Raw genomic sequence first — 24,621 nt, 5'->3', positions numbered from 1 at the left:
CTTAAATCAAATCAGCCTCACAGCTGAACTGACTCCGATAACTATATAGACCCACCCTCATCGATGCAAATCACCTGTTCATCCACCGAGTACCGAGCCACCACCCCAACCACAGAAGAAGCGGAGAACCCCGAACATCGGGGCTCTCCGCCGTACCCACGCCACGGCAACTTAAGTCATTCAGTCACCAGACACAGGAGATGAGATGCAGCTGGCTCGCCCTAGGATGCGGCCGGGGCAGGCTGCTCAGCCGGCGCTGCCGGCTGTGGATTGCCCGTCAACTGCTGGTAGTTGCGCACCGCTGAATCCAACTCGTCGAGGGCACGTCCATACTCCTCGAAAGACGAACCCTGTTTGGCTCGCAGATTCGCCAACGCGTCCTGCAGACGCTTGAACGCTTCCTCAGCGTTTCCGCTGGGCACTGCTTCCAGACCCGCTGCCGGACCAGGTGCTGCCGCAGGCGGCGTTCCCGGCGACAAGTCGCCCGCTGACTGCTCAGCCTCCTGCAAGTCAGCTGCAGCCTTTGGATCAATACCCACCTGTGTGAGCGCCTCAGCGATCGTCGGAGCATAGCCGACCGAACCCTTGTAGTAGACAAGCACCCGCAGCAGCTTCGGGAACGCTGATTCTTGCCCCTTGCGCTTGGTGTAGATCGGCTCAACGTAGAGAATCTCACCGCCACCAACTGGCAACGTCAACAAGTTCCCGTTGGTGATGTCATTGGTGGCCTGCCACAAGGATCGGTCACGGGCAATCTGGTCAGAAGACATCATGGCATCTTGCGCCTGGGCAGGACCGAAGGTTTGCGTATCAGTCGGCAGCACCCGGACAGTGATCTTGCCATAGGTGTCAGGATCCGAAGAAGCAGTCATATGCGCCGCCAAGAACTGCCGTTCAAACCCGCGGAATGGGGTGATGAGCTGGAAGGAAGCCTCATCAGTTTCCGGGGCGCCCGCAACCACATAGTATGGCGGCTGCGCCAGATTCGAGTTTTGGCCTTCCATAGTCGGATCGGTTGGCACCGACCAGAATTTATCCGAAGTGAAGAATTCCCGGGCATCATCGACGTGATACTTCGCGATCATTTCCCGCTGCACCTTAAACATGTCTTCCGGATAGCGCAGATGATCCATCAGGGCAGGCGAGATTTCGCTGCGCGGCTTCACCGTCTCCGGGAAAACCCCTTCCCAAGCCTTTAGCACCGGATCATCTTCGTCGAAGGCATACAGTTCCACCGTGCCGTCATAGGCGTCAACCACAGCCTTCACTGAGTTGCGGATGTAGCCAATCTTTGGGGTGAACACATTCTGATTCAGTCCCGAAGTATTCAACGCATCCGCTGTAACCTTCTCCAACTGCGCAGACTTCACATAGGGCAGCGAATCAAGGGTGGTGTAACCGTCGACAATCCACTTGATTTTCCCGTCGATTACCGTCGGATACGTGGTCGAATCGGTGGTCAGCCACGGGGCGACTTTCTCCACGCGGGAGCGGGGATCACGGTTGAAGATAATCTTGGAATTATCGTCAATCCGGTCGCTAAGCAGCATGTTGAGCTCCTGATAGCGGCCGGCATAGATAGCACGTTGCAGCAGGTTACCGATACCAACTCCGCCTTCACCCTCATAGGTGTAGGTTGTCGAATCGGTGTCATACTCCAGCGATTTACCGTCCAATTTGGAGCCCACAATGGCATAGTCTTGCGCCGGGTTACCCGAAGAAATCACCGGACCGTAGTAAATCCGCGGCTGTTCCACATCAATGCCGAGCTTCTCAGCCTTCGGGTCTTTCGCCTGCCGCTCAAGGGTCTGCAAATCAGAGACAATAAAGATCGGATAGCCACCACGGGTTGATCCAACATCGCGGGCAACCTCGTCAACCTTATTGGCAGGGGCTGCAATCAGGCCATTGCCGTGCGTGTACACCGTGTGCCGGTTGATCCAGTCGCGCTGATTATCGGTGAGCGCATTCGGATCGATTTCCCGGGCTGCAACCACATAGTCCCGCAATTCCCCATCGACGGTGTAGCGGTCAATGTTGAGTTTCTTCGGGAACCCATAAAAGTTTTTCAACTGCTGCCGCTGGGTGAAGGTTGCTGCCAGCACCTGCGGGTCGAGCAGACGAATATTGGACAAGGTCGCCCGATCGTTGGCGACTGCTTCGTTACTTGCCCCGCCGGCACCCCAATCCAATTCATAGGTCACATTCTCATCGGTGAGCCCGTAGGCAAACCGGGTGGCGGCAATATTTCGCGCAATATAGTCGGCTTCTTTTTCTGCCCGGTTTGGTTTCACCGAGAATTGTTCCACCGCAGCCGGCCAGGCAGCCCCAATCACCAGCGAAGAAAGCACCATGAGGGCGGTCGCCAGTGCCGGGATTCGTAAATCTTTCAACACTACTGTGGCAAAAAAGGTCACCGCCACGACAGCACCAATAACCATCAGCAGGATCTTCGCCGGAAGCACAGCATTAATATCGGTGTAGTTACCGCCGGTAAACGAAGCCTGATCCCGGCCGAGAAGATGCTCATTCGACAGCAGCGCGTACCGATCTAACCAGTAGGTAAACACCTTCACCAGCATCCACAGTCCGGCGATCACCGCCAGCTGGGTGCGGGCAGCCTTCGACAACGTGCCCCGTTTCCCTTGCCCGATCGACCCGGCGCGAATCCCACCTAACAGATAGTGTCCGAGGAGCGAAACAATAAACGCAACCCCCAGCAGCAGACTGAAACTGGCGGCAACTAGCTGCAAAAATGGCAGAATAAACGCGTAAAACCCGAGATCCCGCCCGAATTGTGGATCGGTGACGCCGAAGTCTTGCGCGTTGAACATCATTGCGACGCGAGTCCAGTTTGCTTGGCCGACAAGGCCAGCACCGATAGCAACTACCAGCGGCACCCCGAGCAGGATGCGTTTGAGTGACTGATCGATGGAGTCACGGTAGGCGTGCAGCGGCGAACCGGGTTCAAACCCTGGCCGATCCGCTGGCCTTGACCGGTAGGCAAGCCAACCGGCGGCACCAACCACCAGATAGGCGACAAGCGCAAACACCACGAAGGTGCTCAAACGCAGCAGCAGTGCTTTGGTGAACACCCCTTGATAGTTGACTGCGCTAAACCACTGCCAGTCGGTGATAAATCCGATAAGCACTGGGGTGAGGAATGCCACTGCGGCAAGCACAGTCAGCAAGGATACGAGTTTGACTGGTGGGCGGCGTTGCGGCAGGCCAGGCACTATGGGCGGCCTGTTTGGTTCAGCCATGCGATATATTCACTCCTTATCATTCGCTGTGCGACAAAGCCTATGATTAGTGGCTTTCGACGCATCGCGGTTTGAAAAACTGCGACAGGGTGCAGGCAAACTTCTTTCCCGTTGTTCAGGTGCGGAAGTTTGATTGTGCAGTCCGCGTCGACGATGAACGGTCGCTGTGTGTCTGATGTGCACACCGGTTGCATGATGCGGCCAGTCGCCACAGCAGTGACAGTGCTTCAGCGTTGCTGTGCCGCCTCATTTTTTGGTGTCACGTTCCACAGGCGTTTCCCCTACTGTATCGGCCACGGAAGAAAACAGACACCTGAAGTACTGTTGCCCAGTATTTTTTCAGCGGGTGCCAGCCGGATATCCGAAATCCCAAGGGTCTGTTGCCTTCAACGATGCACTGGTCGGGATCGTTCCCTGCAGGCGTGCTGCTGTCAGTTGCATCGGGTGTATCACCGTGGCGGGAACAAGCACACCAAGGGGTGGGTTTTTCCCACCTGCTACCACGCCCCATAGCCGTGCGCATACACTGCAACCTTATGAGTTCTGTCGAAGGTCACGCATATACGCAGCAAGCACTCAACGCCGCAGCCGTTGAAGCATTAGATTTTTTCCAGCAGGCATCCGACGCTGATGAGCGGATGCTGTTTGCTGCGATCGCGTCTGCTGATCTGCCAGAGAATCTGCAGCAGCACAAGATACACAACGATCCGTTGACAATCACGCCGATCGAGGATTTTGCTGCAGCAAACGATCCGGGGCAGTTTATTGCGGAGATCGTCTGGCCACCGCTAGTGGGCGGCGCCTTGTTGGCGCAACGAATCCGATTTAGCGAACCGGGGGAGCTTGCTTCCCATCCGGCGCTTCTCATCGTGGGAGTGCTGCGCAACGGCTATTCAACAACCTTGTTGAAAATTCTGGACGACAGCGTCCCCGCCGAGCAGCGGCTGCGCGGTGGGCAGTCGATTGCCCCGGAACTGATCGAAGCGCTACAGGCAACATTCCGCTAACTGTCACCATGTCGCGTGCAGCAACGTGCAGCTACCGGCTGCAGGTATCGAGCGTATCGCCGCGTTTGAACGCATCAATAGCGCCGATTGCGTCTTCTAACGAGCTAACCCGAACCACTGTCATCGGCCCGTCATAGCGGGAGACGGCTTCCGCACAGTTTTCTGCCGGGCTTAAAAACAATTCCGCCCCGGCGTCGCTTGCCGCCTGCACTTTATGGGCAATGCCCCCAATTGGTCCGACTGTGCCATCTGGTGACATGGTGCCAGTGCCAGCTATCTTGTGCCCTCCGGTGAGCGAACCGGGCTCAAGTTTATCTACCACTGCCAAGGAGAAAATCAGCCCCGCGGAAGGTCCCCCCACCCCGGAAAGGTTGTAGTTCACCCGTGCCCCATCGGCGGGTTCCGCAACCAGCATCATCCCCGCCAAGGGTGTGTCCCCATGATTGGTGTCTTTGCCCAACGTGAATTGGACATCCTCTACTGCCCCGGTGTCGTGGCGTTTCACCGTCACCGTCAACAGCTGCCCAGGTTGCTGGGCACGCACCAGCTCAGTCACAGCAGTAGGGCTGGTCACTTGTTGCCCCGCAACAGCCACAATCTCATCCCCTGGGTTAATCACCCCGGAGGCACCGGAGCCTGGCACAGTTTTTTCCACCACCGTCGTCAGCGGCAGCCCCAAGTGGCGAAACGCAGCCATCGTGGCAGCCGACTCGGAAGAGGAAAACTCCCGCTCGTTGGTTTCTTGGACCTCTTCAGCAGTCTGTCCAGGCGGAATAATGACATCCAACGGCACGAACGTGTCATCGGTGGTGAGCATACGGGTGAAGGCTTGCGGCAACGTCATATTGTGCGCCACTGACACAGTCGTCATATCAAGCGCCCCATCGGTGGGATCCACCGGCAACCCGGAGATGTCAATAATCTTCTCCCCGTCATAATCGCCGAGGGTGTTAAACACCGGACCTGGCCCTTCAGCCGCATAGGGAACACGCAGCGAGTCACCAAACACCGGCAACGTATCCGCCCCCACTAACGCGGCACTGACCATCACCGGGATGGCCCCGAAAAACAAAGTTCGCAGACGTCGATTCACGACCACCACCATACCGGAGTGAAAAACTGTCGACGCATCATGCTCACCGGGCAAGCACTCATCCTGCCAGCAACCCCCGTGTTTCCCGGCTGCAAGCAGGCAGTTATGCACAAATCGGCGACGCGCAAGCCGCCTCAGCGTTCCCGCGCAATCCGGTGTTCGCTGACAGCACACGGGAAATACTGGCAGCGTCACCGGGCTGCTCGGTAGATTACTTGGTATGGCTAGTAATAGATTCGGCTTTCATCCACCCCGCGATGATGACGATGACAACGACGATCTCGACCCCAACCAGCAGCCGCCGTTTGCCTCGTTTTTCTTCGGCGGTCCAGGTTTTAACCCGGCCGGTTTCCAGCCGGGCGCTGCCGGCGGTCCAGCAGGTTCGCTCGGCGATATTTTCTCCCAATTCGGGCAAATGTTCACCGGCATGGGGCAAGCCATGGAACAGCAAGAACCAGGCGAGCCGGTAAACTATGAGATCGCGGAAAAAGTTGCCCGGCAAACCTTCGGCCGGCAGCAAACCATCCCAGCGGCACAGGTCAAAGTAGCGCAAGAAGCGGTGAATTTAGCGGAGCTGTGGCTCAGCGGCACCACCGATATTCCCGCATCTGGGGCGGTCGTGGAATGCTGGAATGAAATCCAGTGGATGGAACGCACCCTGCCCACCTGGAAACGTCTCGTCACCCCGATTGAGGCGCGCATGAACGAAGCCCAGCTGGAACAAATGCCGGAACAAGCTCGCGAATTTGTAGGCCCCATCATGGCGATGATGGGTCGCATGTCGAGCCATTCCGCGGGGCTGCGTGTCGGCGAAGCCCTCGCCGAACTCGGACAAGCCGTTCTCTCCGGCAATGACATGGGGCTGCCGGTCGCGCCGAAACACATGGTGGCGCTATTGCCGGCACATATTTTACAAGCGGCCGACCAGCTACACCTCGACCGGCGTGACGTCATGGTCTATGTCGCCGCCCGGGAAGCTGCCCGGCAACGACTCTTCACCCATGTGCCCTGGCTGGTGGAACAAATTGTTTCCTCCGTGGAGGAATATGCGCAAGGTCTCACCATCGACACCTCCCATATTGAAGATGCGGCTCGGTCGCTCAACCTGGAATCTGGCGATCCGCAAGATATTCAAGAAGCGCTGCAATCCTTCCAGTCGATCGATCTTTCCCCAAAGATTCGGTCCCGGAACGCGGCGGCAACCGCCCGCCTGGAAACACTGCTTGCCCTTGTTGAAGGATGGGTCGACTTTGTTGTCGAAGATGCCCTCGTCGATCGGATCCCCGCCACACGGGTAGTGATCGAAGCCTGGCAGCGCCGCCGCGCCACCGGCGGTTCAGCCGATAAGGCATTCGAAGCAATCGGCGGCATTGAAATCCGCACACCACGGATCCAGCAGGCAACCGAATTGTGGCGGCGAATCACGGTTGCTGTCGGCAGTCAGCGTCGTGATCAAGTGTGGGATCATCCTGATTTTCTGCCTGATGCGGACGATATCGAAAAGCCTGCCGCATTCATCGACCAGCTCCTTGACGCGGCTGAAGGCGACGAATTCGATCCGATCGCAGAAATCAACAAACTTGAAGCGATGCTTGCCAGCGGTGCCTCCCTCGAAGACATCGACGGCGGATCGACAAACAACACCGCAGCCGACAGCGATACGGCGCAACCGGCCGACGATGACACTGACAAAGACCATACCGGCAAGGACGACATCGACGACACCTCCGACGAACGCTAACTCCAGGCGGGGTGCCACCCCACACACCGTGCATCCCACCACAGCGACGCACCACGTGCACTGGTACCCCGTTTCTCGCACGTGAGCAGCCAATAGTTCGCACACTATGGACGCAGTGTCGCTGCCTTACACTCTTGCTTCCCGCTAGCCATCACCCACCATCGATACCTGCCAGGCAGTGTCAGCCCACTGACCTTGAGGCAAATATCGGTGGTGGGCGTCCTTCTTTGTGCGGCACAACCTGCGTATTCAGCAGCCGCCTGCCCCCACCGGATGCGACGATCAGCATCCCGCGATACCTGGAACCAGCCACCACACTGCCAGACTCCACCTGGATGCTCAGGGGTGAAACCGCCAGTCGGAGAGATTGCTTCCCGATAAAATAAACCATTACCTACAGTCAACGATCACAGCATTGTCTTTGGAGGATGAATGCCGATGTCAATATTGCAATCCATCTTGGTATTTTCACTCTCGGGATGCCTATCGCTGTCGACCTGCAGCACCGAATCTGAATCTACCGACGCGGACCGGTTGAAATCAGCCATCGAAACCTCCTCCGAACTCACCCTCAACGAGGTGCTCTCCAAGAAAGTGAAAGATGCCTACGTGTTCTGCCAGTACAACAACTGGGAGGATGGGGTTGCCAGGGGTTTTTCCCGCAAACAGTTTTACAGCATCAACAACAATGTCCATCGATGGGAAACCTACACCGCACTAGGCTTGATCCCGGACGACGGCAGCAGCCCGGAAGTAGTGTGGTTTGCCCCTGACGAAATTAGCGCCTGCCCGCCCGGCAGCAATGTGGCACTTACCCATCTGACAGGCGACGACCGTATTACTGTAACCGCCGAACCAGTGGAATTTGCCGATGGTCGTGCCCCGCTGGTGCGCATGCTGCACTATCCCACAGCCACCACGACGAACAAGCAGTAGTGGCTGAGGCTCGTTAGTCTCGCGTCAAACCGCTCACCAACTGGAATAAGCTGCGGTAGGGCACCATCGCCCCGCGGGGAGGAAGAACAGCACTCCTCCCACACCGGTTGACGCAATGATGGCGAAACATACCGCGGATACACACACCCTGGGCACCTGGTATCGCTTGCGGTTGCACAAGCTAGATCGTCGCCTTATTCATACTTGCTGCTGGCACTGCATCAGGGCAGTGTTTTGAAGGACTACTGGCCATGCCCAAACCGTTGATAAGCCTCTAAAAATCCCCGGGCACGCTCAGCATGGGGAACCCTGTTGGCCCACTGCCAAAATTCCGGTGAATGATCGGGAATAAACGTGTGCACCAGCTCGTGGACGATAACACTGTCGAGCACATATTGCGGCACAATAGCCAGCCGCCGAGAGATCCGAATCCTACCCGAAGCAGTCGAACAACTGCCCCACCGACTGTGCTGATTATCCACCCAGGTCAGCGACACCACCCGGGCGCGCCCTTCCAACACAGCATCGTTGAGATATTGCGCACGGGCGAAAAGCTGCTCATCAGATTGCAGCGGACTGGCAAGTTTGCGGCGCATTTTACCGACAAGTTCCTGCACAATACGCTGCTCATCGACATGGGATAGATGGGCTGGAATCCGGATCTCCAGCCGTCCGCCGACCAGCCGCGCGGCGGAAGTTTTCCGCCGTTTCGAGGATCGAATCACCGCAATGGCCGAAAACGGATCATCGGGCTGTGTCGCATATTCCATGACGGTGCAGTGTAATGCATCATCCCACCCCGTCATGTGGGTCAACCAAATTCCTTGAAAACAGGGTGTCCAGCACACTGCATGGCAGTGGGGTGAAATCCTAACAACTGCTGGCCCTTGTTGGCCGCTAAGACTGCAGCAACGTGTTGCTGCCGGGGACAACACCGGGGGCTGTGATGCAACGTGGAACCAACCTGGTCACCTGCCCAGTCGAACACTGATGCATACGTATCCGATCGGTGTGAGGAGGTTTCATGGTCGAGGTTGGAGGCGACAACACCAGTGACCATCCAGCGGGCGGGAGAGAAAACACAGCCAATCAGCAGCCCAATCCCCTACCGGCATCAACTGCAGACTGGTACACCCTGCGGCCAGGGACGGCAGTGTTTTGGCGGGAAGCAGGACTGGTGCAATTTGGGATATCTCCCCGCGGGTGTGTGGTGCTTGACGTGGGCAGTGCACAGTTGGCGAAACACGTGGCCGCCCTGTTTCGCCGTTGCCAGCAGCCACAACGGTTAACTGTGCTGATCGACAATCTTGGTAGCACTGGCATTCCCACGGAACAAGCCACCACCTTAGTGGGCGATCTGCAGCGCAGCGGAATGTTGATTCACCATCCCCCAGCTGCCCTGCAGGTCGCGCTCGTCGGCACTTCACCGCTTGCCACCGCCATCGAGCAGCTGTGCAACGAACAAGCAGTGGAAGTTACCACTCCCCGCCCGGGGCAGCGGCTGCGGCAATTTATTAGCCATATTTCACCACATATTCCACTGTTGTTTATCGACTCCTGGCATCACGTGGTCACCAGTGGCTTTGCACTTTCCCGGCGCGGTGGCACAACGATCCCAGTCGCCATGATCGATGACTGCGGCATCATAGGCCCGGTGATGATGCATGGTGCTGGACCATGTCCCACCTGTGTGCTGCTGCACCAACTCGACCAAGATCCCCTGTGGGCGCAAACAGTGCAGCAGTATCACCGCACTGCGATAGCCCCCGATCCAATCCTTATCGCCCACACAGCAGCTACTACTGCGGCGGCGGTCATTTCCACACTGCAGCGCGATGCTTGGCACCAATCCGAACCACTCCAACAGCAACACCACCCGGCTGCCGGTGGCGGTTATGGGTGGAAAGACCAACAACAGGTGCCGCTGTATGGCAGTCCGCTTTTTGCCGGTGACTGCTTCACCGTCCAGCTCAGGCGGCCGCATGTCTCCGGCACGACCGTGCAGCGTCATCCCCGCTGCCCCTATTGTTTAAGCTACCCGCCACCGGCTTGGGATTTAGGGATTGCCGCCGGCCACACCCATCCGAGGCACTAGCAGTCCATCGTAGTCATGCTCTTGCTGGCCGGTACCTTGCCGTCAGCACCGCTTACCTTGCCGGTTTCCCCGCAAGCGTGCAGGCGAACAAAACATCAGCAAGATGATGCAGTCTTAGCCCCGCTATCGGAACTGCTGCAACAAGGCAATCAAATCCTCGCCAAATTCGGCCACCTTCATAGGCCCAATACCGCTAATGGCCAGCAAATCCGATTCGCTCGATGGTAAAGCTTCCGCCAACGCAAGCAATGTCGCATCGGTAAACACTGTCCAAGCAGGAACATTATTAGCTCGCGACAGGTTGAGACGCCATGTTCGCAGCGCATCGATGACCTCTGTGGTGGTGTCTCCGGTGCACTGTTCACACCGCCCCACAATCCGTTCCGCAGGGGTTGCTAACTGCAGGCCACACTGTTTGCAATGGGTAAGCTTCTTTCGGCGTCGCCCATACTGTTTGCCACCGGCACGCTGCGGGGCTTCATCGACAATATTGTCTAAAAACCGCGTACGGTTACGGCTGGCCTGCTGACCTTCTTCCCGGGCGAGCGCCCACGACAAATACAACTGTTCCCGGGCACGAGTCACACCAACATATAGCAGTCGTCGTTCTTCCTCAATGTGATAGTCGCCAGCCTGGATTGCCTGCCGGATCGGCAGATTCCCTTCCACCAATCCGACCAGAAAAACCACATCCCACTCGAGCCCTTTCGCCGAGTGAATACTTGCCAAGGTCACAAACGCACCAGTGGGATGGGCTTGCGCCTCCGCGCGACGCTTCAACTCGGTGACCAACGAAAACGGGGTTGTTCCCGGTTTCGTATCAATAATCTGTTGACACAATGTATGCAATGCCTGCAACGCCCGCCAGCGTTCTTTTGCCCCAAACCCGTCTGGTTCTTTCCGGCTCAACCCGGCATCCCGCAACGTTTTATCCACCAACCGGGTTAGCGTCTCCGCATCCGGCTGGGCAGGGATGCGACGATCTTTCGCCATCGCAATCAGCGCATTGATAGCAGTGATAATCTCCGGGCGCTGATAAAAACTATCCCCACCCCGCACCTGATAGGTGATGTTGCGCCGCGACAACGCCGACTCGTAGGCCTCTGACTGGGCATTCGTCCGAAACAGCACCGCGATTTCTTCCGGTTTCACCGACTTCGCCAACAACTGCTCAATGGTTGCTGCCACATATTCAGCTTCTTGCGCCTGTGTGGCATGCGCCGAAAACACCGGTTCACTACCTGATGGCCGCATCCCCTGCAGCTGCAAGCGGGTTCCAGCAACCCGACCTTTCGCCTGGGCGATCACCGAATTCGCCAAGTCAGTAATCTGCGGGGTGGAACGATAATCCCGCTGTAGCCGCACAATGGTGGCTTGCGGAAAATCCCGCCCAAAATTCAGCAGAAAATCCGGGGTAGCCCCAGTAAACGAATAAATTGTCTGATTCGCATCCCCCACCACCGTCAAATCATCCCGCTGCCCGAGCCAACCACGCAACACCCGCTGCTGCAGGGGGGTAACGTCCTGATATTCGTCGACAGTAAACGACCGATACTGGTTGCGGAACTCTTCGGCCACCGCCGGGGAATGTTCCAATGCCGCCGCAGTATGGATCAGTAAATCGTCATAGTCAAGAATCATGCCCTCGGGACGGGTTTTCCGATCCTCATAAAACTTGTAGGCCTTCGCTAACTGTTCCGGTGGCACCGGCGGGGTGTGACCAAACGAGCTAACTTTGCGGGCATATTCGTCCGGTCCAATCAGGGAGGCTTTAGCCCACCCGATCTCCGCCTGCACATCCCGCACCGCTGTCTGCGACTGGGCGATACCAGCATAGCCGCAGGCTTGCCGCACCAGCGGATACAGATTTGGTTCCAGCTTCCACGGCAAATCACCAAAAATCTGCGGCCAAAAATAGGTTAATTGGCGCAGCGTTGCCGAGTGAAACGTGGCAATATTCCCACCCTGAATCCCCATCGACTGCAGCCGATCGCGCATCTCTTGGGCGGCTTTCCGGGTATAGGTCACAGCCAGCATGCGCTGCGGCGACACCATCCCTTTATCGATCAACGAAGCAATCCGGTAGGTGATCGTCCGGGTTTTCCCGGTGCCGGCACCCGCTAAAATACACACCGGCCCGCGGGGGGCTTCGGCTGCGATCCGCTGATCCGCATCCAGATCTTCCAGCGATATTGCCATGCTTGGCTGCTCCTCACATTGTTGTTGATCCCCAACCGGATCACCCACCGCAGCTCACCGTAACAGCGTGAACACCACTGCAGGTAACGCCCAGGCTGTGCGAACGCCCCGCCAGCACAAACACTGCAATCGGCGCCACCTGCTAAGGTGTGTATCCCGCCGAAATCCGGCTGCCGGTAGTGCCAGCCATTGTAGAAAACACCCCGCACATCCCCGCCAACACTACGGCATACCAGTGTTCTTACCCACCACAATCGGTCGAACACCCTGGTGATTATTCCGCATCGATCCCTGGCAGGCAGCACGCTCAATCACCGGCCTTGTGGTATTGGCGTGGTTGCCACAGCGGCAACACCTGTGCCAAGCATCACAAACTGGTGTGGGTGATATTCGGCTACTGCGTTTAGTCCACAGCAGGTGCAGTAATGGTTCCATCCTGGAAACCATCAATCATGGTGCGCGCCACCGACCCCGGGGCAGCAATCGGCAACACAGCATCACGCAGCATGTCCCGTGACACCCACTGTGCTGCAGCAATCTCCCCGTCGGCAAAATGCATCGGTCCGGTGGTCACCGCCCGAGCCCGCATCGCCAACATCAGCGAATTCGTCATCGGCCATGGCTGCGAACCAAGATATTGTGGGCTACCGATTACCAGCCCAACTTCTTCCGCAACCTCACGTACAAAGGCCTGCTCAACAGTCTCACCCTGTTCAACGAACCCGGCAATCGTCGAAAAATAGCTCGCTCTGCGGGCGTGTTTCGCCAGCAGAATATGGTTCCCGTCGGGATGAAACACCAACCCGATAACCGCCGGATTAATGCGCGGATAGTACCCCACCCCTGCAGCTGTCACCGCCACCGAGCCGGTGCCATCCCATCGCAGCTCCTCCCCTGTGCGCGGATGGAACAGTTGTCGCCGCACGGTAGTAACCTGCCCCACCGCCCGAGCAATCGCCGACACCAAACCACTGTCAGCAGCGGTAAACAGTGACCGCACCGGAACAGCAGTCGCTGTAGCAAGCGCAGCTGGCAGCGGCCTTGTCGAATCCACAGCACAAGTCCACACCACTGTGGCTGGATCCGTCGCAAACTGTACAAACGCAATACCGGATGTGGTGGCACCGTAAGTTGATTGCGCATCTACTATCGGCAGATCTGCTACCGTCAACTGTGCTACCGGCCGATCGGAAGGCACCATCCAAACGTGATCGCCGTCGGTGACAACGCCGCGATGCTGCCAGCGGGGATCGTCAATAGCCGGAGGCGTGCCGGCGCATAATAACGCCGCCTGCTGCGGGGCATCGGACAATATTGCGCAATGGGAAAACTGCACCATGGAAAATCTTGTGTTGCCTTTGCGATGAATAATGAACTGTGACCTGACGCGTCACCTATTTTCCTTGGAGATCTTCCCGAAATACGCGGCGAACAAACAGCAACCGGTCACCAGGTTCCACCGTTTCCGCTTCCGCGGAATCGATCCGATACAACTCACCGGAACGCACCACACCAAGCACAATGTCAGCCAAATGTCGTGGATTCGCCCCCACTTCATCCTCGCCGACAAGCCGCTCAGCAATTGAGAAACCTTCATCGGGGCTGAGCAGATCCTCCATCATCTCCACCACCGATGGGGTCACAGTGGCAAGACCCAGCATGCGACCAGCGGTCTCCGAAGAAATCACCACCGAATCAGCGCCCGACTGTTTCAACAAGTGCAGATTTTCCGACTCCCGCACAGAGGCAACAATCGTCGCCGACGGGGCGATTTCCCGCACCGACAACGTCACCAACACGGCAGTATCATCCATATTTGGTGCCACCACCACCGCACGAGCCCGGGTCACCCCAGCAAGTTTCAACACATCGGCTTTCGTCGCCGAACCATGCACTGTCACTAACCCCTGCGAGGAAGCTTGCGCCAGCGATTCTTTATCGGTATCGACCACCACAATTTGCGAAGTTGGGGTGCCATCTGCCAGCAACGCCGCCACCGCTGAACGTCCCTTGGTGCCAAAGCCGACCACCACCGTGTGGTTGCGCATCCGTTTCCTCCAACGCTGAATCTGTAATGCTTTTCTTGTTTCCTCGGTGAGCACCGACAATGTGGTACCGACCAAAAGAATAAGGAAAGCAATACGAATCGGGGTGATGATAATAATGTTGATCAGACGAGCATGCTGTGTCACCGGGGTGATGTCGCCATATCCGGTTGTCGACAGCGAAACAGCCGAATAATACACCGCATCAACGAAGGTGAGATCCTCGGTGTAGCCATCGGCATCGGAATAGGTCAATAAGGCGACAGCCGCCATCAAAATCAGCGCATAGACCACCCGTCGCGCAATCAACACCCACGGTGATGCGGTGCGCGACTCGGGAATTGAGACAATATTGAGCAGCGCATGGTCAGGCATTTCATTGAGTTCCTGCTCAGTTTCAAACCGATGCCGGAACGTGTTTGACCGTTTCGCCAAGCTGCTCACCTCCTGCTGCGGCGGTTATGATCGCTAAGCGATCCTGCTTCATCCCTCAGCACACACCGCACCGCTCCACCAAGACGGCAGCAAGCCCACGATGCAACCAATACTGCTCCTTAAGTCAAGCAGACAGGTGAAAACCTGCTGCATCGTCCTGCTCGAGAACTTGGGGCAGCACCGCTGCCGGCTAATCCAACGTTTCAGCAGCATCGGCATCGCTAGCCGCGATAGCAGCAACTGCACGCGATGCAGTATGTGCCACCAGCTGTGCCAGTGTGTGTTCACTCGGTAGTGTACTCGGCGCTACAAACTCATTCGCGCCGATGTAGTAGAAACCGGCATCAATGCTGTCTGCAGGGATATCCACCCCGTATTTTTCCGATACCAGCTTTGCCCACGCCACCCGATATACCGCCAGCTGGATTGCCACCTGTTCGCGTTTGGCACCGGTTGGCACCCGGCCAGTTTTCCAATCCACAACTTGCCATCCAGCCGTGGGATCATCACCGGTGTGGAACACCGCATCGATCCGGCCGCGGACCACCGTGTCACCGATCACCACGGCAAAAGGTTCCTCCACAAACGCGGGCTGCCGGCTTGCCCAAGGACTGTGTTGAAACGCAGCCTTTAACTGGGCGAGTTCTTCGCCTTGTGGATCAAACTCGCCGGTACCGGGCAGATCATCGAAATCTAACATGCCTTGCCCGTCGAAGCGTTCCTCCAACCATTGATGCAATGCGGTGCCTCGTTTGGCAAACCGGTTCGGTTGAAACGGCACCGGACGCGCTAACCGCCGGGCATACGCGTCCGGGTTGCTGGCCATCGCCACCATGTCTGAGGCTGTGACATCGGACGGAAATTCCAACTCAACTGTGGCTTGTTGTTGCCGTTGCTGTTCTGCGATGAGCGCAGTAACCTCCTGCTGCCACAAGTTCACTAGCTGTGCTGCCGCATCGTCGCCGGCAACCAGTGATTCGTCCTCCGGGGCAGCATGCGGCGCTGCTACCGCGTTCCCGGGATCAGATACCAACCGAGCAGCAGTGGTAGCTGATTGCTCAGCATCGACTGGATCTTCCGACGCAGTCGGGCATGCTGCGGCGAGGGAATCATAGATTGCGCGGCCTTGCACCATGCCGGCGCGCCGCTGCTGCAAATGATCCGCCGGATACACCCCCATGGCTGCCGCGCTGTCGCGGACTCCTGCAATCGGTTCAGGTGGTGTACCAAGCAGCGGGGCGGCAAGCCAGCGTTGGAATAACTCCAGCTCTGCGGCAGTTCGCTGCACCGATTCGGCCTCATGGTGGAGATCATCCGTGCAACTGGTGGCAGTGTCGCTTCCGGCAACTGGCGCCTCGTAGCGCAACAACTCGGGATAGGTGCTGGTGATCGTATCGACCAGGGTGGAAAACCCCAGCGGCCTATTGCGTTTCGTTTGCCGATACGCGGTAACCAGCAGATCCTGTTCAGCCCGAGTGATCGCCACATACAGCAAGCGGGCTGCTTCCTCCGCCAGATGCTGTTTCATTTCCAGCTGATGCTCTTCTAAGGCTTGCTCGATTTCTTTCCGGTTCATGTCCGGATCGAGTATCAGCTGCGGTAACGCTTCATCGTGGTGTGTTGGACTGTCTTCCCCCAGCAGGCTCGGTGGAAACTCGGTGACGGTTTTCTGCCACGTGTTGTGTGCCTTAGTCAAAAAGTATTCACTGGGATAGTTATTCCCGTCGGCTTGCGCCACCACAACATGCGCAAATTCCAACCCTTTTGCTTTGTGCGCAGTCATGATTTGGACGCGACCCGGTGCGGGGGTGATTTCACCGCTGCGCAGCCCACCTTCGGCTTCTTCAGCAAGACGTAAATATTCCAAGAAGCCGCGTAAGGTTGCGCCAGGAATTTCCTGATATCGGGCTGCTTCAGCTAGCAGCTGATCCACATGTGCCGCACCGCTAGAGCCTGGTGCGCCTGGATGGTTGCGGGCATAAATCTCTACTCGCAGCCCGGTGAGTCGAATGATTTCCCCGAGGGTGTCAACAATGGTGGAACGGCTCGCTACGGCACGAAGTTGACGCAGCATCGCACTCATCCGCTCTAAACGCTGCACCCCACCACTGGTGTAGCGGTCGCGTTCCCCTAAATCGGCTAGCGCATCAGCTAACCCGGCGCGCGGGGCAGGCTCCTGTGTAATCGCGGCAGCAAGCTGGCGGGCAAGCTGCTGAATATGGGGTTGATCAGCGCCTGTACGATCACGCCACGGGGCATGTAACAACCAGTGGTCGGCGAGCTCCTCGAGGCTGTCACCTGCTTGGGTATCTTCGCCCGGGATGCGGCTGCGACCCTGCAGATTCCGGGCGCGTTGCAGCAGTGCGGTGAGATCCTCTAGGGCGATTTCGACGGCAGGCCCTAGCAGGATGCGCAGTGTGGCACTGTCCATGCCGGGATCTACAAGCATGGTGGCAAACGCCACCACATCGGCTACTTCGGGAACAAACAGCAGCCCTGCCAGGCCAGCGATTTCGCAGGGAATGTTGTGAGCTGCAAGGGCTGTGGCAAGGGGTGGGGCGGCTTTGTTGGTGCGGACAAGAATGGCACAGGAAAATTCGTCGGCATGGCCTTCGTCCAATGCTTGCTGGTAGCGGGATGCTACCCAGGAAACAATGGCTTGTTCTTCACCTTCGGCGTCTGCCAGCAGACGAATATCCACATCGCCGGCGGGGGCGTCGGGTCGTGGTGTGAGCGGCTGTACTGGCCGGGCGGGGTTGGTTGGGCTGCCTAAAATTTCATTGCTGACCAGGTTTGCACAGTCCAAGACTGTGTTTGGGTTTCGCCAGGAGACGGTGAGTTCTGCTTTCGGGGCGGGGCAAGTGGTGCCGTCGCTGTTGCTGCTGGGAAAATCGTAGACGAAGTTCGCCAGGTTGCTTGCGGTTGCTCCGCGCCAGCCGTAGATGGCCTGCATCGGGTCACCGACTGCGGTCACAGTAAGGCTGTTGTCACCGGTTCCAAATAGGCTGCGAAGCAGTACTCGTTGCGCGTGGGAGGTGTCTTGATATTCGTCAAGCATAATCACCCGGTAGCGGCGGCGAAGTTGTTCGCCGATACGCGGATAGGTTGCCGCCAGGTGAGCTGCTTGGGCAAGTTGTTGGGAAAACGTGGTGACATCCAAATCGTCGAGGCGCTGCCGGTAGCGTTGCACCAGCGGCAACAGTTCGAGGCGTTGCTGCTGCCGGTCGATGATCTCTTGCAGCGTCTTGTTTAACGCTTCCCGTTGCCGGGGTGCCCGCGGCGCCTGCTCGATAAGATCGATCAGCGCCCTGGTTTCTTCGGTGAGTTTGGCTTCGCTGATGAGATGACTATCAAGTCCGTTGGCGAGCTGTCGGACGGTGTCGGCCAGTGTTGCGGCTTTCACCGACTGGGTGAGCTCTCCGGTGAAGTCTTGCACAACCTGGCGGGCGATCATGACCTGTTCGGTGTCGGTGATAAGTCGCCGGGCAGGTTCAATGGCGGCAAGGAGTCCAAATTCGCCGACAATATTTCCGGCGAACGCATCATAGGTGGACACTTCCGGGGCGCTGGCTGCCAAGGCTTTTGCGATCTTGCCAGCCGGGTCGATGGTGCGCAGCCCCGGGGCGATTTGGAGACGTGCGAGCCGTTGCCGGATACGGCGGGAGAGCTGCTGTGCTGCTTTTTTCGTAAAGGTAAGCCCGAGGACTTCGTCGGGATGAACAATGCCGTTGGCGACAAGCCACACAACTCTGGCAGCCATGGTTTCGGTTTTCCCAGCCCCCGCCCCAGCTACGACGAGCAACGGACCGGTGTCTGCGCCGATAATCGCAGCCTGCTGGGATGTGGGTGGATACTGTTGGCCAAGTAGTGCTGCGAGTTGCTCCGGTGTGATCACCGGCTGCGGCGATTCCTGCGGCTGGTTCATGGTGGCGGTCTCCTGCGGGGTGGCGGCGATATCGGGGGTGGTCAGCGGCACAGGCTTATTGGACATGGGTGGTGCTCCGCTGCTGCGCAAGGTCGGTGAACACCTGCTCGAAATGCCCAGCATTGCCTGCATCGGTGCACAGTGCATAGTTTGCCGCCTGCTCGTAGGCGATGACGGTCACCGTATCGTTGATAGCGCCGAGTTGGGCTGGGTCGAGTCGTGCCTGCTCACGGGCTACGGGATTGTCTTTGCCCGCGGTGAGAAACACGAGTTTGGCAACGTCGATTTGCTGGGGCTGCACCCGTTTCGCGGAGGTGATAGCCCACTGTGGCTGAGCTGTGCCAGCAAGGTCGGTGGCCTGTACTTGACCGTTGACGAGTGCCAGCTGATAGGTGGCAAGCTGCAGGTGTCTGCTGGCTTGTTCATAGGTGACCGCCTGTCCGGTTTTGAAGTCGATGATGATGTATTCATCGGCGTCGGTGCGGATGAGCCGGTCGATTCGCCCGGTGATAGTGATCGCGGTTGCCTGGGGTGCGACAACCGCCGGGGAGTTGGCTGCTTGAGCAAGATCTTCCGGTGGGGCAAGTGCTGCCAGTTGGGAGGCAACCGTGTGGGGGTGCAGGGTGACGTTACAGTGCACCTCGGGGGCGGCAGCAGCAGTGACAGCATCCAATGATGCGAGTGCCCGGCGCAGCGCATACAACTGGCCTTGAATGTCGGCTCGTTCAGCTGCTATCCGCCAGGCTGGTGGGTTTACCGAAGTGGTGAACAGCTCACTGAGGGTGACGATGTCATCATCGGTGAGTGGTTGGACGGCGGCGATTTCCGCCACCGCGTGCACAAAATTCCCTTTCCGTAAGTGATACAGGTCGGCGTCGTCGTCTTCGATACCGCGCAGTCGGGCGGCAAGCGGATTAGTGACTGCTGTTTCGACCAGTGAGGGGGAAAGCCGGGTGGTGAGATAGTCGGGTGCGGCAGGGGGCATGCTGGTGGTGGCTTGCTGCACCAGGCCTGTGGGAAGTTGGTTCAATGGCATCCCGGTGGCGTGGGCGAGGGCAAGTTGGCCTTGCACTACTGCTGCAGCATGGGTGGGGTCGTCGATGCTTGCCTGCCCCCACCATGTTGTTGGGTCGCTGCCGGCAACCCCAGCCTTGTGAAGCCGGTGCAGTTGGCAGGCTGCTGCTTGCCGAAGTGTATCCGGGGCCGTCTCGTCGCAAAGGGTTCGCCGAAGTTCCGCCACCAGGGTGGGCGGGCTGACTGTGCGAAGCCCGGGCAAGTCTTGTTGGGTGATGCGACGTGCGTCAGCCTCATCGATAAAGCGGCTCACTTCATAGACTGGATCAGACTCTGGCGCATCAATTGCGGTGACAATAAGGCTGCGGGTTGCGCGGGTGCAGGCGAGATGAAAGAGGCGGCGTTCTTCCTTGATGCGTTCCGCACTGCGGGCAATATATTGTGCCGGTGGTACGCCGAAGTCGAGCAGGTCAACGAGTTCTTCTTGGGCAAAGAGGGTGCCGGTAATCCCATAGGAAGGCCAGGTTCCCTCTTGGACTTGTGCCACGATCACCGTGTCCCATTGCCGGCCAACGGTGGCGTGGGCATTGACGAGATGTACAGCGTCGACGGCAGATTGGCGCACCCGGCCGGCGATTGGCAGGTCTTGCCCGGAGATCCATTCAACGAAGCTTTGCAGCCCCGCCCCGGTGCGATGCTCACTAAAGTCACCGGCCATATCAAATAGGGTCATCACCGCATCGAGGTCTTGGTGTGCCCGCGCGCCACGGCTGCCGCCGCGCAGCGCATGTTCCGCCAGCGAATTGGCAACATCGGCGGCAGCCCAAATCTCCCACAGGATCGCCTCCACGCTTTCTCCCCGCTGGTAAGCATTGTGTCCGGCTTGCATGATGCGCCGCAGCCGCTGCACAATAAGCTGTTCACTGCTGGTAAACGACTCGATGATCGCATCGATGCTCGCCGCCGAGAGCGCCAGTGGTAGTTCACTTGTGCCGGTCGCGGATTGGGGTGCCGCGGCGGAAAACAGATCAGGGCCACGAGTTGCTGCCTCCGCCGGTGGGGTGCCTCCAGTGCTGTGATCACTTGCAACCGTGTCCCCCGCAACAAGCGTCAGCAGCAGCTGTCGGGGGCTGCAATGGTGGAGGTGAGCAGGGGCAACCAGGGCTCGTTGGAGCCGCCGCCAACTGACCGCATCACCGCGGGCAAGCGGCCCTAACGCAAGTGTTTCGATGGCGTGGAAGGTGAGCGGTTTCGTCAGGCTTTCCATCACCAACAGCAGGGCTGCCGTCAGCGGCTGGTGGGCGATAGTAATGTCGGTGGCGTCTTGCTGCAGCGGGATCTCTAGAGCTGCGAGACGACGCCGTAGCGCGGCAGTTTCTGCGGTGGAGCGAACAATTACTGCCATCTCGGAAAATGGCACCCCTTGTTCATAGTGGGCGGTGCGTAGTTCGTGTGCGATCACACTGGCATGCGTCATCGCATCGGGCACGATCACGGTCTGGGTATGCGCCGGCTGGCGTTGCGGTTCACCGAGTTGAACTGTGGTGAACGCCGGATCGGAGCGCAAAAGTTCCGCGGATCCGCCGCGGAAGCGAAACACTGCCTGCTGCGGATCCCCCGCGAACACGACCGTGTGGGCGTGTGCCGCCAGCAGACGCAGCAGTGTAGCGCTTGCTGGATCAATATTGTGCACATCGTCAACCAGTAATATTTCTGCTTGTGCCGCCACGTCGGTGAGCAGATCCGCATCTGCACGCAAGGCAGCAACAGCACTACTGGTGAGTTCAGCCGCAGACATGAGGTGCTTATCTGCCAGGGTGAGTACCCCATGAAATTCTTCCCAGGTGGCAGCAGCGGCTTCCCACAGCGGCCGGTGGTGAACACGTCCCAGCTCGGCGAGCTGTGGCGCGCTCATGCCACGTTCAGCGGCACGGAGCAGCAAATCCCGCAGACCGCGGGCAAAGGAGGTGACTGCCAATGCTGGTCGCAGATTTTCCGGCCACAGCTGGCCGCCCTCGGCCAGCTGCCCCTGCAGCAGCTGCCGCAGCGCATCATCATGTTCGGCACCGGTCATCAACCGGGGTAACGGTCGGCCAGCTTTCGCAGCTGCCGCCCGCACAATGGCAAACGCCAAGGAATGCACCGACCGGACGAGATGATCACCACCAACATAGTGATCTGGCACTGCCGCATGCAGACGCTGCTTCATCGCCGCCGCCTGCTGTTTACTTCCGGCAATCACTGTGATCGAGCTGGCAGGCACCCCCTGCTGAAGACGGGCGATAACTATCTGCTCCAACAGTGTGGTTTTCCCACTGCCAGCAACCCCATTAAGTTGTATCCGGCCGGTATCCCCCGCAAGTAAAGCCTGCACTGGCTTTGGCCACACATAACCAGATGCCGCCGGTTGTGCGGCATCATTGGCAGCATCCTGCTCCGCCTGGGCACGGGTGCTCGGATGTAACCGCACAACCACCGACCCTGTGCCGCGCCCTGCTTCCTGCTGGCTATTTCGTATCGCCATACGAACCTGTCCCTTCTGTGCACCTGACCGCGCCGCAATATCGATCCATCAGCCAAACCCCCCACACCATGCGGGGTAGATCCCGCACCGTCGGTGATGGAATCTTCTCGTGTCGAAAGCCTAGCGAACCCCATCCACAACACTCTCGAAGAGCACCCCCTCATTCAAGCGTCAGCACTGGTCAACCGCGCAAAAAGATCGAACATGCAACACCACGCCACCACCACTGAATGCAGGCTTTTTCTCCCGCCGCACCCCAGCCACGATACTCGTCGCTTCCCAGCCTCAAGCATGAGTAACTCCACGGCTTACCACCACACCCCGCCAGCGAGCAGCACTGCCCACCGCCCAGGCTCTTGCTTATTTACCCCACCTGCTGCAACACGATGGTCGCTGCCGCAGTGAGTCGACCACGGATTCGTGCATCAGTGATAGACAACAGTTGACTAATCAAGAGCCGATAGGCGACCGCCCGCACCAAGAGTTTGTCAAGGTCTGGGATCGTGGAAAACCGATCAATAATGCCCGGATCGACGATTCCTTGCACCAGTCCATCAACTATCGCTACCGCTGCACTGTAGCCAGCTGGGTGGAACAGCGGATAAATGGTGGTGATACCTGGCCGCTGCCGCGGCGCAAACACGGTGGTGTGCAGCATATCGCCGTGCACGATTTGAGCGGGACGATCAATCGGCTGCATCGCAGCCGCTAACTGGTCAATCAGCGCAACAGTTTCGCCAGGCAGCTGTTCAGAAACAGCGGCGAACGTGTGCAACCTGGCGTCGAGCTGCTGTTCCAGTCGCCAAGCAAGCTGGTCAGCAACTAAAAACACCGCATCCGCCCGGCTCCGATCAATGCCGGTGCCTTTCGGTAACGCGCCAGCTACCTCACCGAGGGCGCTATCCAGCAGGATTGCGGCTTGCACTACCGCATCAACATTAGTCAGTACATCCCCCGGCAAATATCGGGATGCCCGCCAGCCAGCCACATGATAGAGCCCATTGGTTGCACGGATCGGTGTAGAGATCCGCAGCGCATCACATTCCAATTCGGCGCGAATTTGGGCAGCAATCAGGGCACGTGAATCATCACGCAGCGGCTGCACCACAACCGGCCCTGCCTGCACCCCATAGTCCCAGGCAATGCCCAGTTGACGCTGGTGGGCGGGATCCACCCGAAAAGCGCTGGCGACTGCACTCGGCACAATGACTGACATAATCTGCTCATTCTACCGGCAATGGGCAGCGCACAGCTAGCATTCCATGGTCGATGGGCAGTGGTCGAAGACTCGCACCGATGTGCGTTAGCTCCAAGAGTTTTCGTCCCTCACAACAAAGCACAGACACCGCTGCACTACAGCTACTCACCGCCCGCCAGCAAAGCTGCCGGCATCAGCATTTAGCCCGCCTCCCTATGCTGGCAGGTTACGGATTCGGGAAAGGCCACGGATTATATCGACACTGCCGGTCATCGTCGTCGTACACCTCATTCGGATCAATGCTGTGCAGCACAGAATTCGACAATGACAATGTTTGCTGCATCATCACCGGCGCCAATGCCCCTTCCCCACCACAGGGCACATGGTTGGCGTAGCCGATTCCATGCCCAACTTCATGATTGATGAGATAGCGCCGGTAGGATCCCAAATCCCCGGCGAACGTGATCGCACCCCGCACCCAGCGGGCCTCATTGATAATCACCCGATTGCCTACCGCAGTAAAACAGGACGTTTCCATGGCAATGTCATGGCCACAGGCAGCATGGGTGGTGGCGATCGAAGACAATTGGATTCGTAAATCAGGGGTTACCGGCTGGGTGCCGTCAACGTGTTGGAAGGCGAACTGTTCATCGTGCGTCCATCCCCGCGGATCATTTAATGTGGCATCCACCAGCGCGGCAAACGCATCATCGCCACCATATTCACTGGCGGCAATTCCTTCTTCCACTTCGACGGTGTAGGTGAACGTCTGCGTCGCACCCACCCCAATTTTCGGCCCCGCCTTTCCGGCAAGATGATATCGGCCAGTGCCCTGCTCCGTGTAGGGTCCACCCGGTGGGAGTTCCCCAACTTCCCGGGAAATATGAGACTCGTAGGTTGCCGGATCAGGCCCTGGCCCCCTGCCAGAATCCACCGGCTGCGCGGCGGTGGTTTCCACTTGCACAGCAGAACTCGGGGACGTTGCCGCCGGGGGGCTGTCTTCGGCCATGCCACCGCGGGCCACATCAACAACCACCCACACAGTGATGACCAGCAGCACAGGAATTGCGTAGGCACGCCACCCATAACTGCGGGCAAACCGCACCAGTAACGGCTCATTCGAAACGTCTTTCACCCTGCCACCTC

Annotated in this window: 14 protein-coding genes; 4 read left to right on the top strand and 10 right to left on the bottom strand. The window is 58.3% G+C overall.

Going from position 1 to position 24,621, the window contains the following annotated elements; translation table 11 throughout:
* Nucleotides 1-221: 221 nt before the first annotated feature.
* Nucleotides 222-3,263 carry a UPF0182 family protein gene (locus tag CCHOA_RS02460; protein ID WP_123926418.1) on the bottom strand — a complete coding sequence of 1,014 codons (3,042 nt, stop codon included), beginning with the start codon at nucleotides 3,261-3,263 and terminating at the stop codon, nucleotides 222-224.
* A 536-nt stretch (nucleotides 3,264-3,799) separates the two neighbouring features.
* Here CCHOA_RS02460 and CCHOA_RS02455 point away from each other — a divergent pair.
* Complete coding sequence (locus tag CCHOA_RS02455; protein WP_123926415.1) at nucleotides 3,800-4,270, top strand: hypothetical protein; 471 nt, start codon at nucleotides 3,800-3,802, stop codon at nucleotides 4,268-4,270.
* A gap of 31 nt (nucleotides 4,271-4,301) precedes the next feature.
* On the opposite strand, the gene CCHOA_RS02450 is transcribed toward CCHOA_RS02455, so the two are convergent.
* Nucleotides 4,302-5,363, bottom strand: coding sequence for a YlbL family protein (locus CCHOA_RS02450; RefSeq protein ID WP_123926411.1), 1,062 nt, complete (start codon nucleotides 5,361-5,363; stop codon nucleotides 4,302-4,304).
* Nucleotides 5,364-5,583: 220 nt separating this feature from the next.
* Here CCHOA_RS02450 and CCHOA_RS02445 point away from each other — a divergent pair, with 220 nt between their 5' ends.
* Both CCHOA_RS02445 and CCHOA_RS02440 read left to right on the top strand, forming a co-directional pair.
* Nucleotides 5,584-7,104 (top strand): zinc-dependent metalloprotease, encoded by a 1,521-nt coding sequence (locus tag CCHOA_RS02445; RefSeq protein ID WP_123926408.1) that lies wholly within the window; start codon nucleotides 5,584-5,586, stop codon nucleotides 7,102-7,104.
* A 534-nt stretch (nucleotides 7,105-7,638) separates the two neighbouring features.
* Nucleotides 7,639-8,040 carry a hypothetical protein gene (locus tag CCHOA_RS02440; protein ID WP_123926405.1) on the top strand — a complete coding sequence of 134 codons (402 nt, stop codon included), beginning with the start codon at nucleotides 7,639-7,641 and terminating at the stop codon, nucleotides 8,038-8,040.
* 242 nt (nucleotides 8,041-8,282) lie between these two features.
* Here CCHOA_RS02440 and CCHOA_RS02435 read toward each other — a convergent pair whose 3' ends face one another.
* Nucleotides 8,283-8,810, bottom strand: coding sequence for a M48 metallopeptidase family protein (locus CCHOA_RS02435; RefSeq protein WP_123926402.1), 528 nt, complete (start codon nucleotides 8,808-8,810; stop codon nucleotides 8,283-8,285).
* A gap of 254 nt (nucleotides 8,811-9,064) precedes the next feature.
* On the opposite strand from CCHOA_RS02435, the gene CCHOA_RS02430 reads away from it, so the two are divergent.
* Nucleotides 9,065-10,135: a hypothetical protein gene (locus CCHOA_RS02430; RefSeq protein ID WP_123926399.1), complete on the top strand. Its 1,071-nt coding sequence runs from the start codon at nucleotides 9,065-9,067 to the stop codon at nucleotides 10,133-10,135.
* Nucleotides 10,136-10,258: 123 nt separating this feature from the next.
* On the opposite strand, the gene CCHOA_RS02425 is transcribed toward CCHOA_RS02430, so the two are convergent.
* The 7 genes from CCHOA_RS02425 to CCHOA_RS02395 all read right to left on the bottom strand — a co-directional run bounded on the left by CCHOA_RS02425 (nucleotide 10,259) and on the right by CCHOA_RS02395 (nucleotide 24,610).
* Nucleotides 10,259-12,334: an ATP-dependent DNA helicase UvrD2 gene (locus CCHOA_RS02425; protein WP_123926396.1), complete on the bottom strand. Its 2,076-nt coding sequence runs from the start codon at nucleotides 12,332-12,334 to the stop codon at nucleotides 10,259-10,261.
* Between the two features lie 403 nt (nucleotides 12,335-12,737).
* Nucleotides 12,738-13,673, bottom strand: a complete 936-nt coding sequence (locus tag CCHOA_RS02420) for an NAD(+) diphosphatase (protein WP_123926393.1) — start codon at nucleotides 13,671-13,673, stop codon at nucleotides 12,738-12,740.
* 55 nt (nucleotides 13,674-13,728) lie between these two features.
* Nucleotides 13,729-14,754 (bottom strand): potassium channel family protein, encoded by a 1,026-nt coding sequence (locus CCHOA_RS02415; protein WP_123930685.1) that lies wholly within the window; start codon nucleotides 14,752-14,754, stop codon nucleotides 13,729-13,731.
* 250 nt (nucleotides 14,755-15,004) lie between these two features.
* Nucleotides 15,005-18,805 carry an ATP-dependent helicase gene (locus tag CCHOA_RS02410; RefSeq protein ID WP_164472354.1) on the bottom strand — a complete coding sequence of 1,267 codons (3,801 nt, stop codon included), beginning with the start codon at nucleotides 18,803-18,805 and terminating at the stop codon, nucleotides 15,005-15,007.
* Nucleotides 18,795-22,277, bottom strand: a complete 3,483-nt coding sequence (locus tag CCHOA_RS02405; protein ID WP_123926386.1) for a UvrD-helicase domain-containing protein — start codon at nucleotides 22,275-22,277, stop codon at nucleotides 18,795-18,797. Before CCHOA_RS02405 ends, CCHOA_RS02410 begins: the two co-directional genes overlap by 11 nt.
* 364 nt (nucleotides 22,278-22,641) lie before the next feature.
* Nucleotides 22,642-23,493, bottom strand: a complete 852-nt coding sequence (locus CCHOA_RS02400; RefSeq protein ID WP_123926383.1) for a TIGR02569 family protein — start codon at nucleotides 23,491-23,493, stop codon at nucleotides 22,642-22,644.
* 208 nt (nucleotides 23,494-23,701) lie between these two features.
* On the bottom strand, nucleotides 23,702-24,610 hold the full coding sequence (locus CCHOA_RS02395; protein WP_245992175.1) for a DUF3152 domain-containing protein: 909 nt from the start codon (nucleotides 24,608-24,610) through the stop codon (nucleotides 23,702-23,704).
* Nucleotides 24,611-24,621 lie beyond the last annotated feature (11 nt).

Origin of the sequence: Corynebacterium choanae (assembly GCF_003813965.1) — a bacterium.
Taxonomy (GTDB): domain Bacteria; phylum Actinomycetota; class Actinomycetes; order Mycobacteriales; family Mycobacteriaceae; genus Corynebacterium; species Corynebacterium choanae.
The sequence above is the reverse complement of the archived record's forward strand: the minus strand, read 5'-3'. Positions and strand labels throughout refer to the sequence as shown.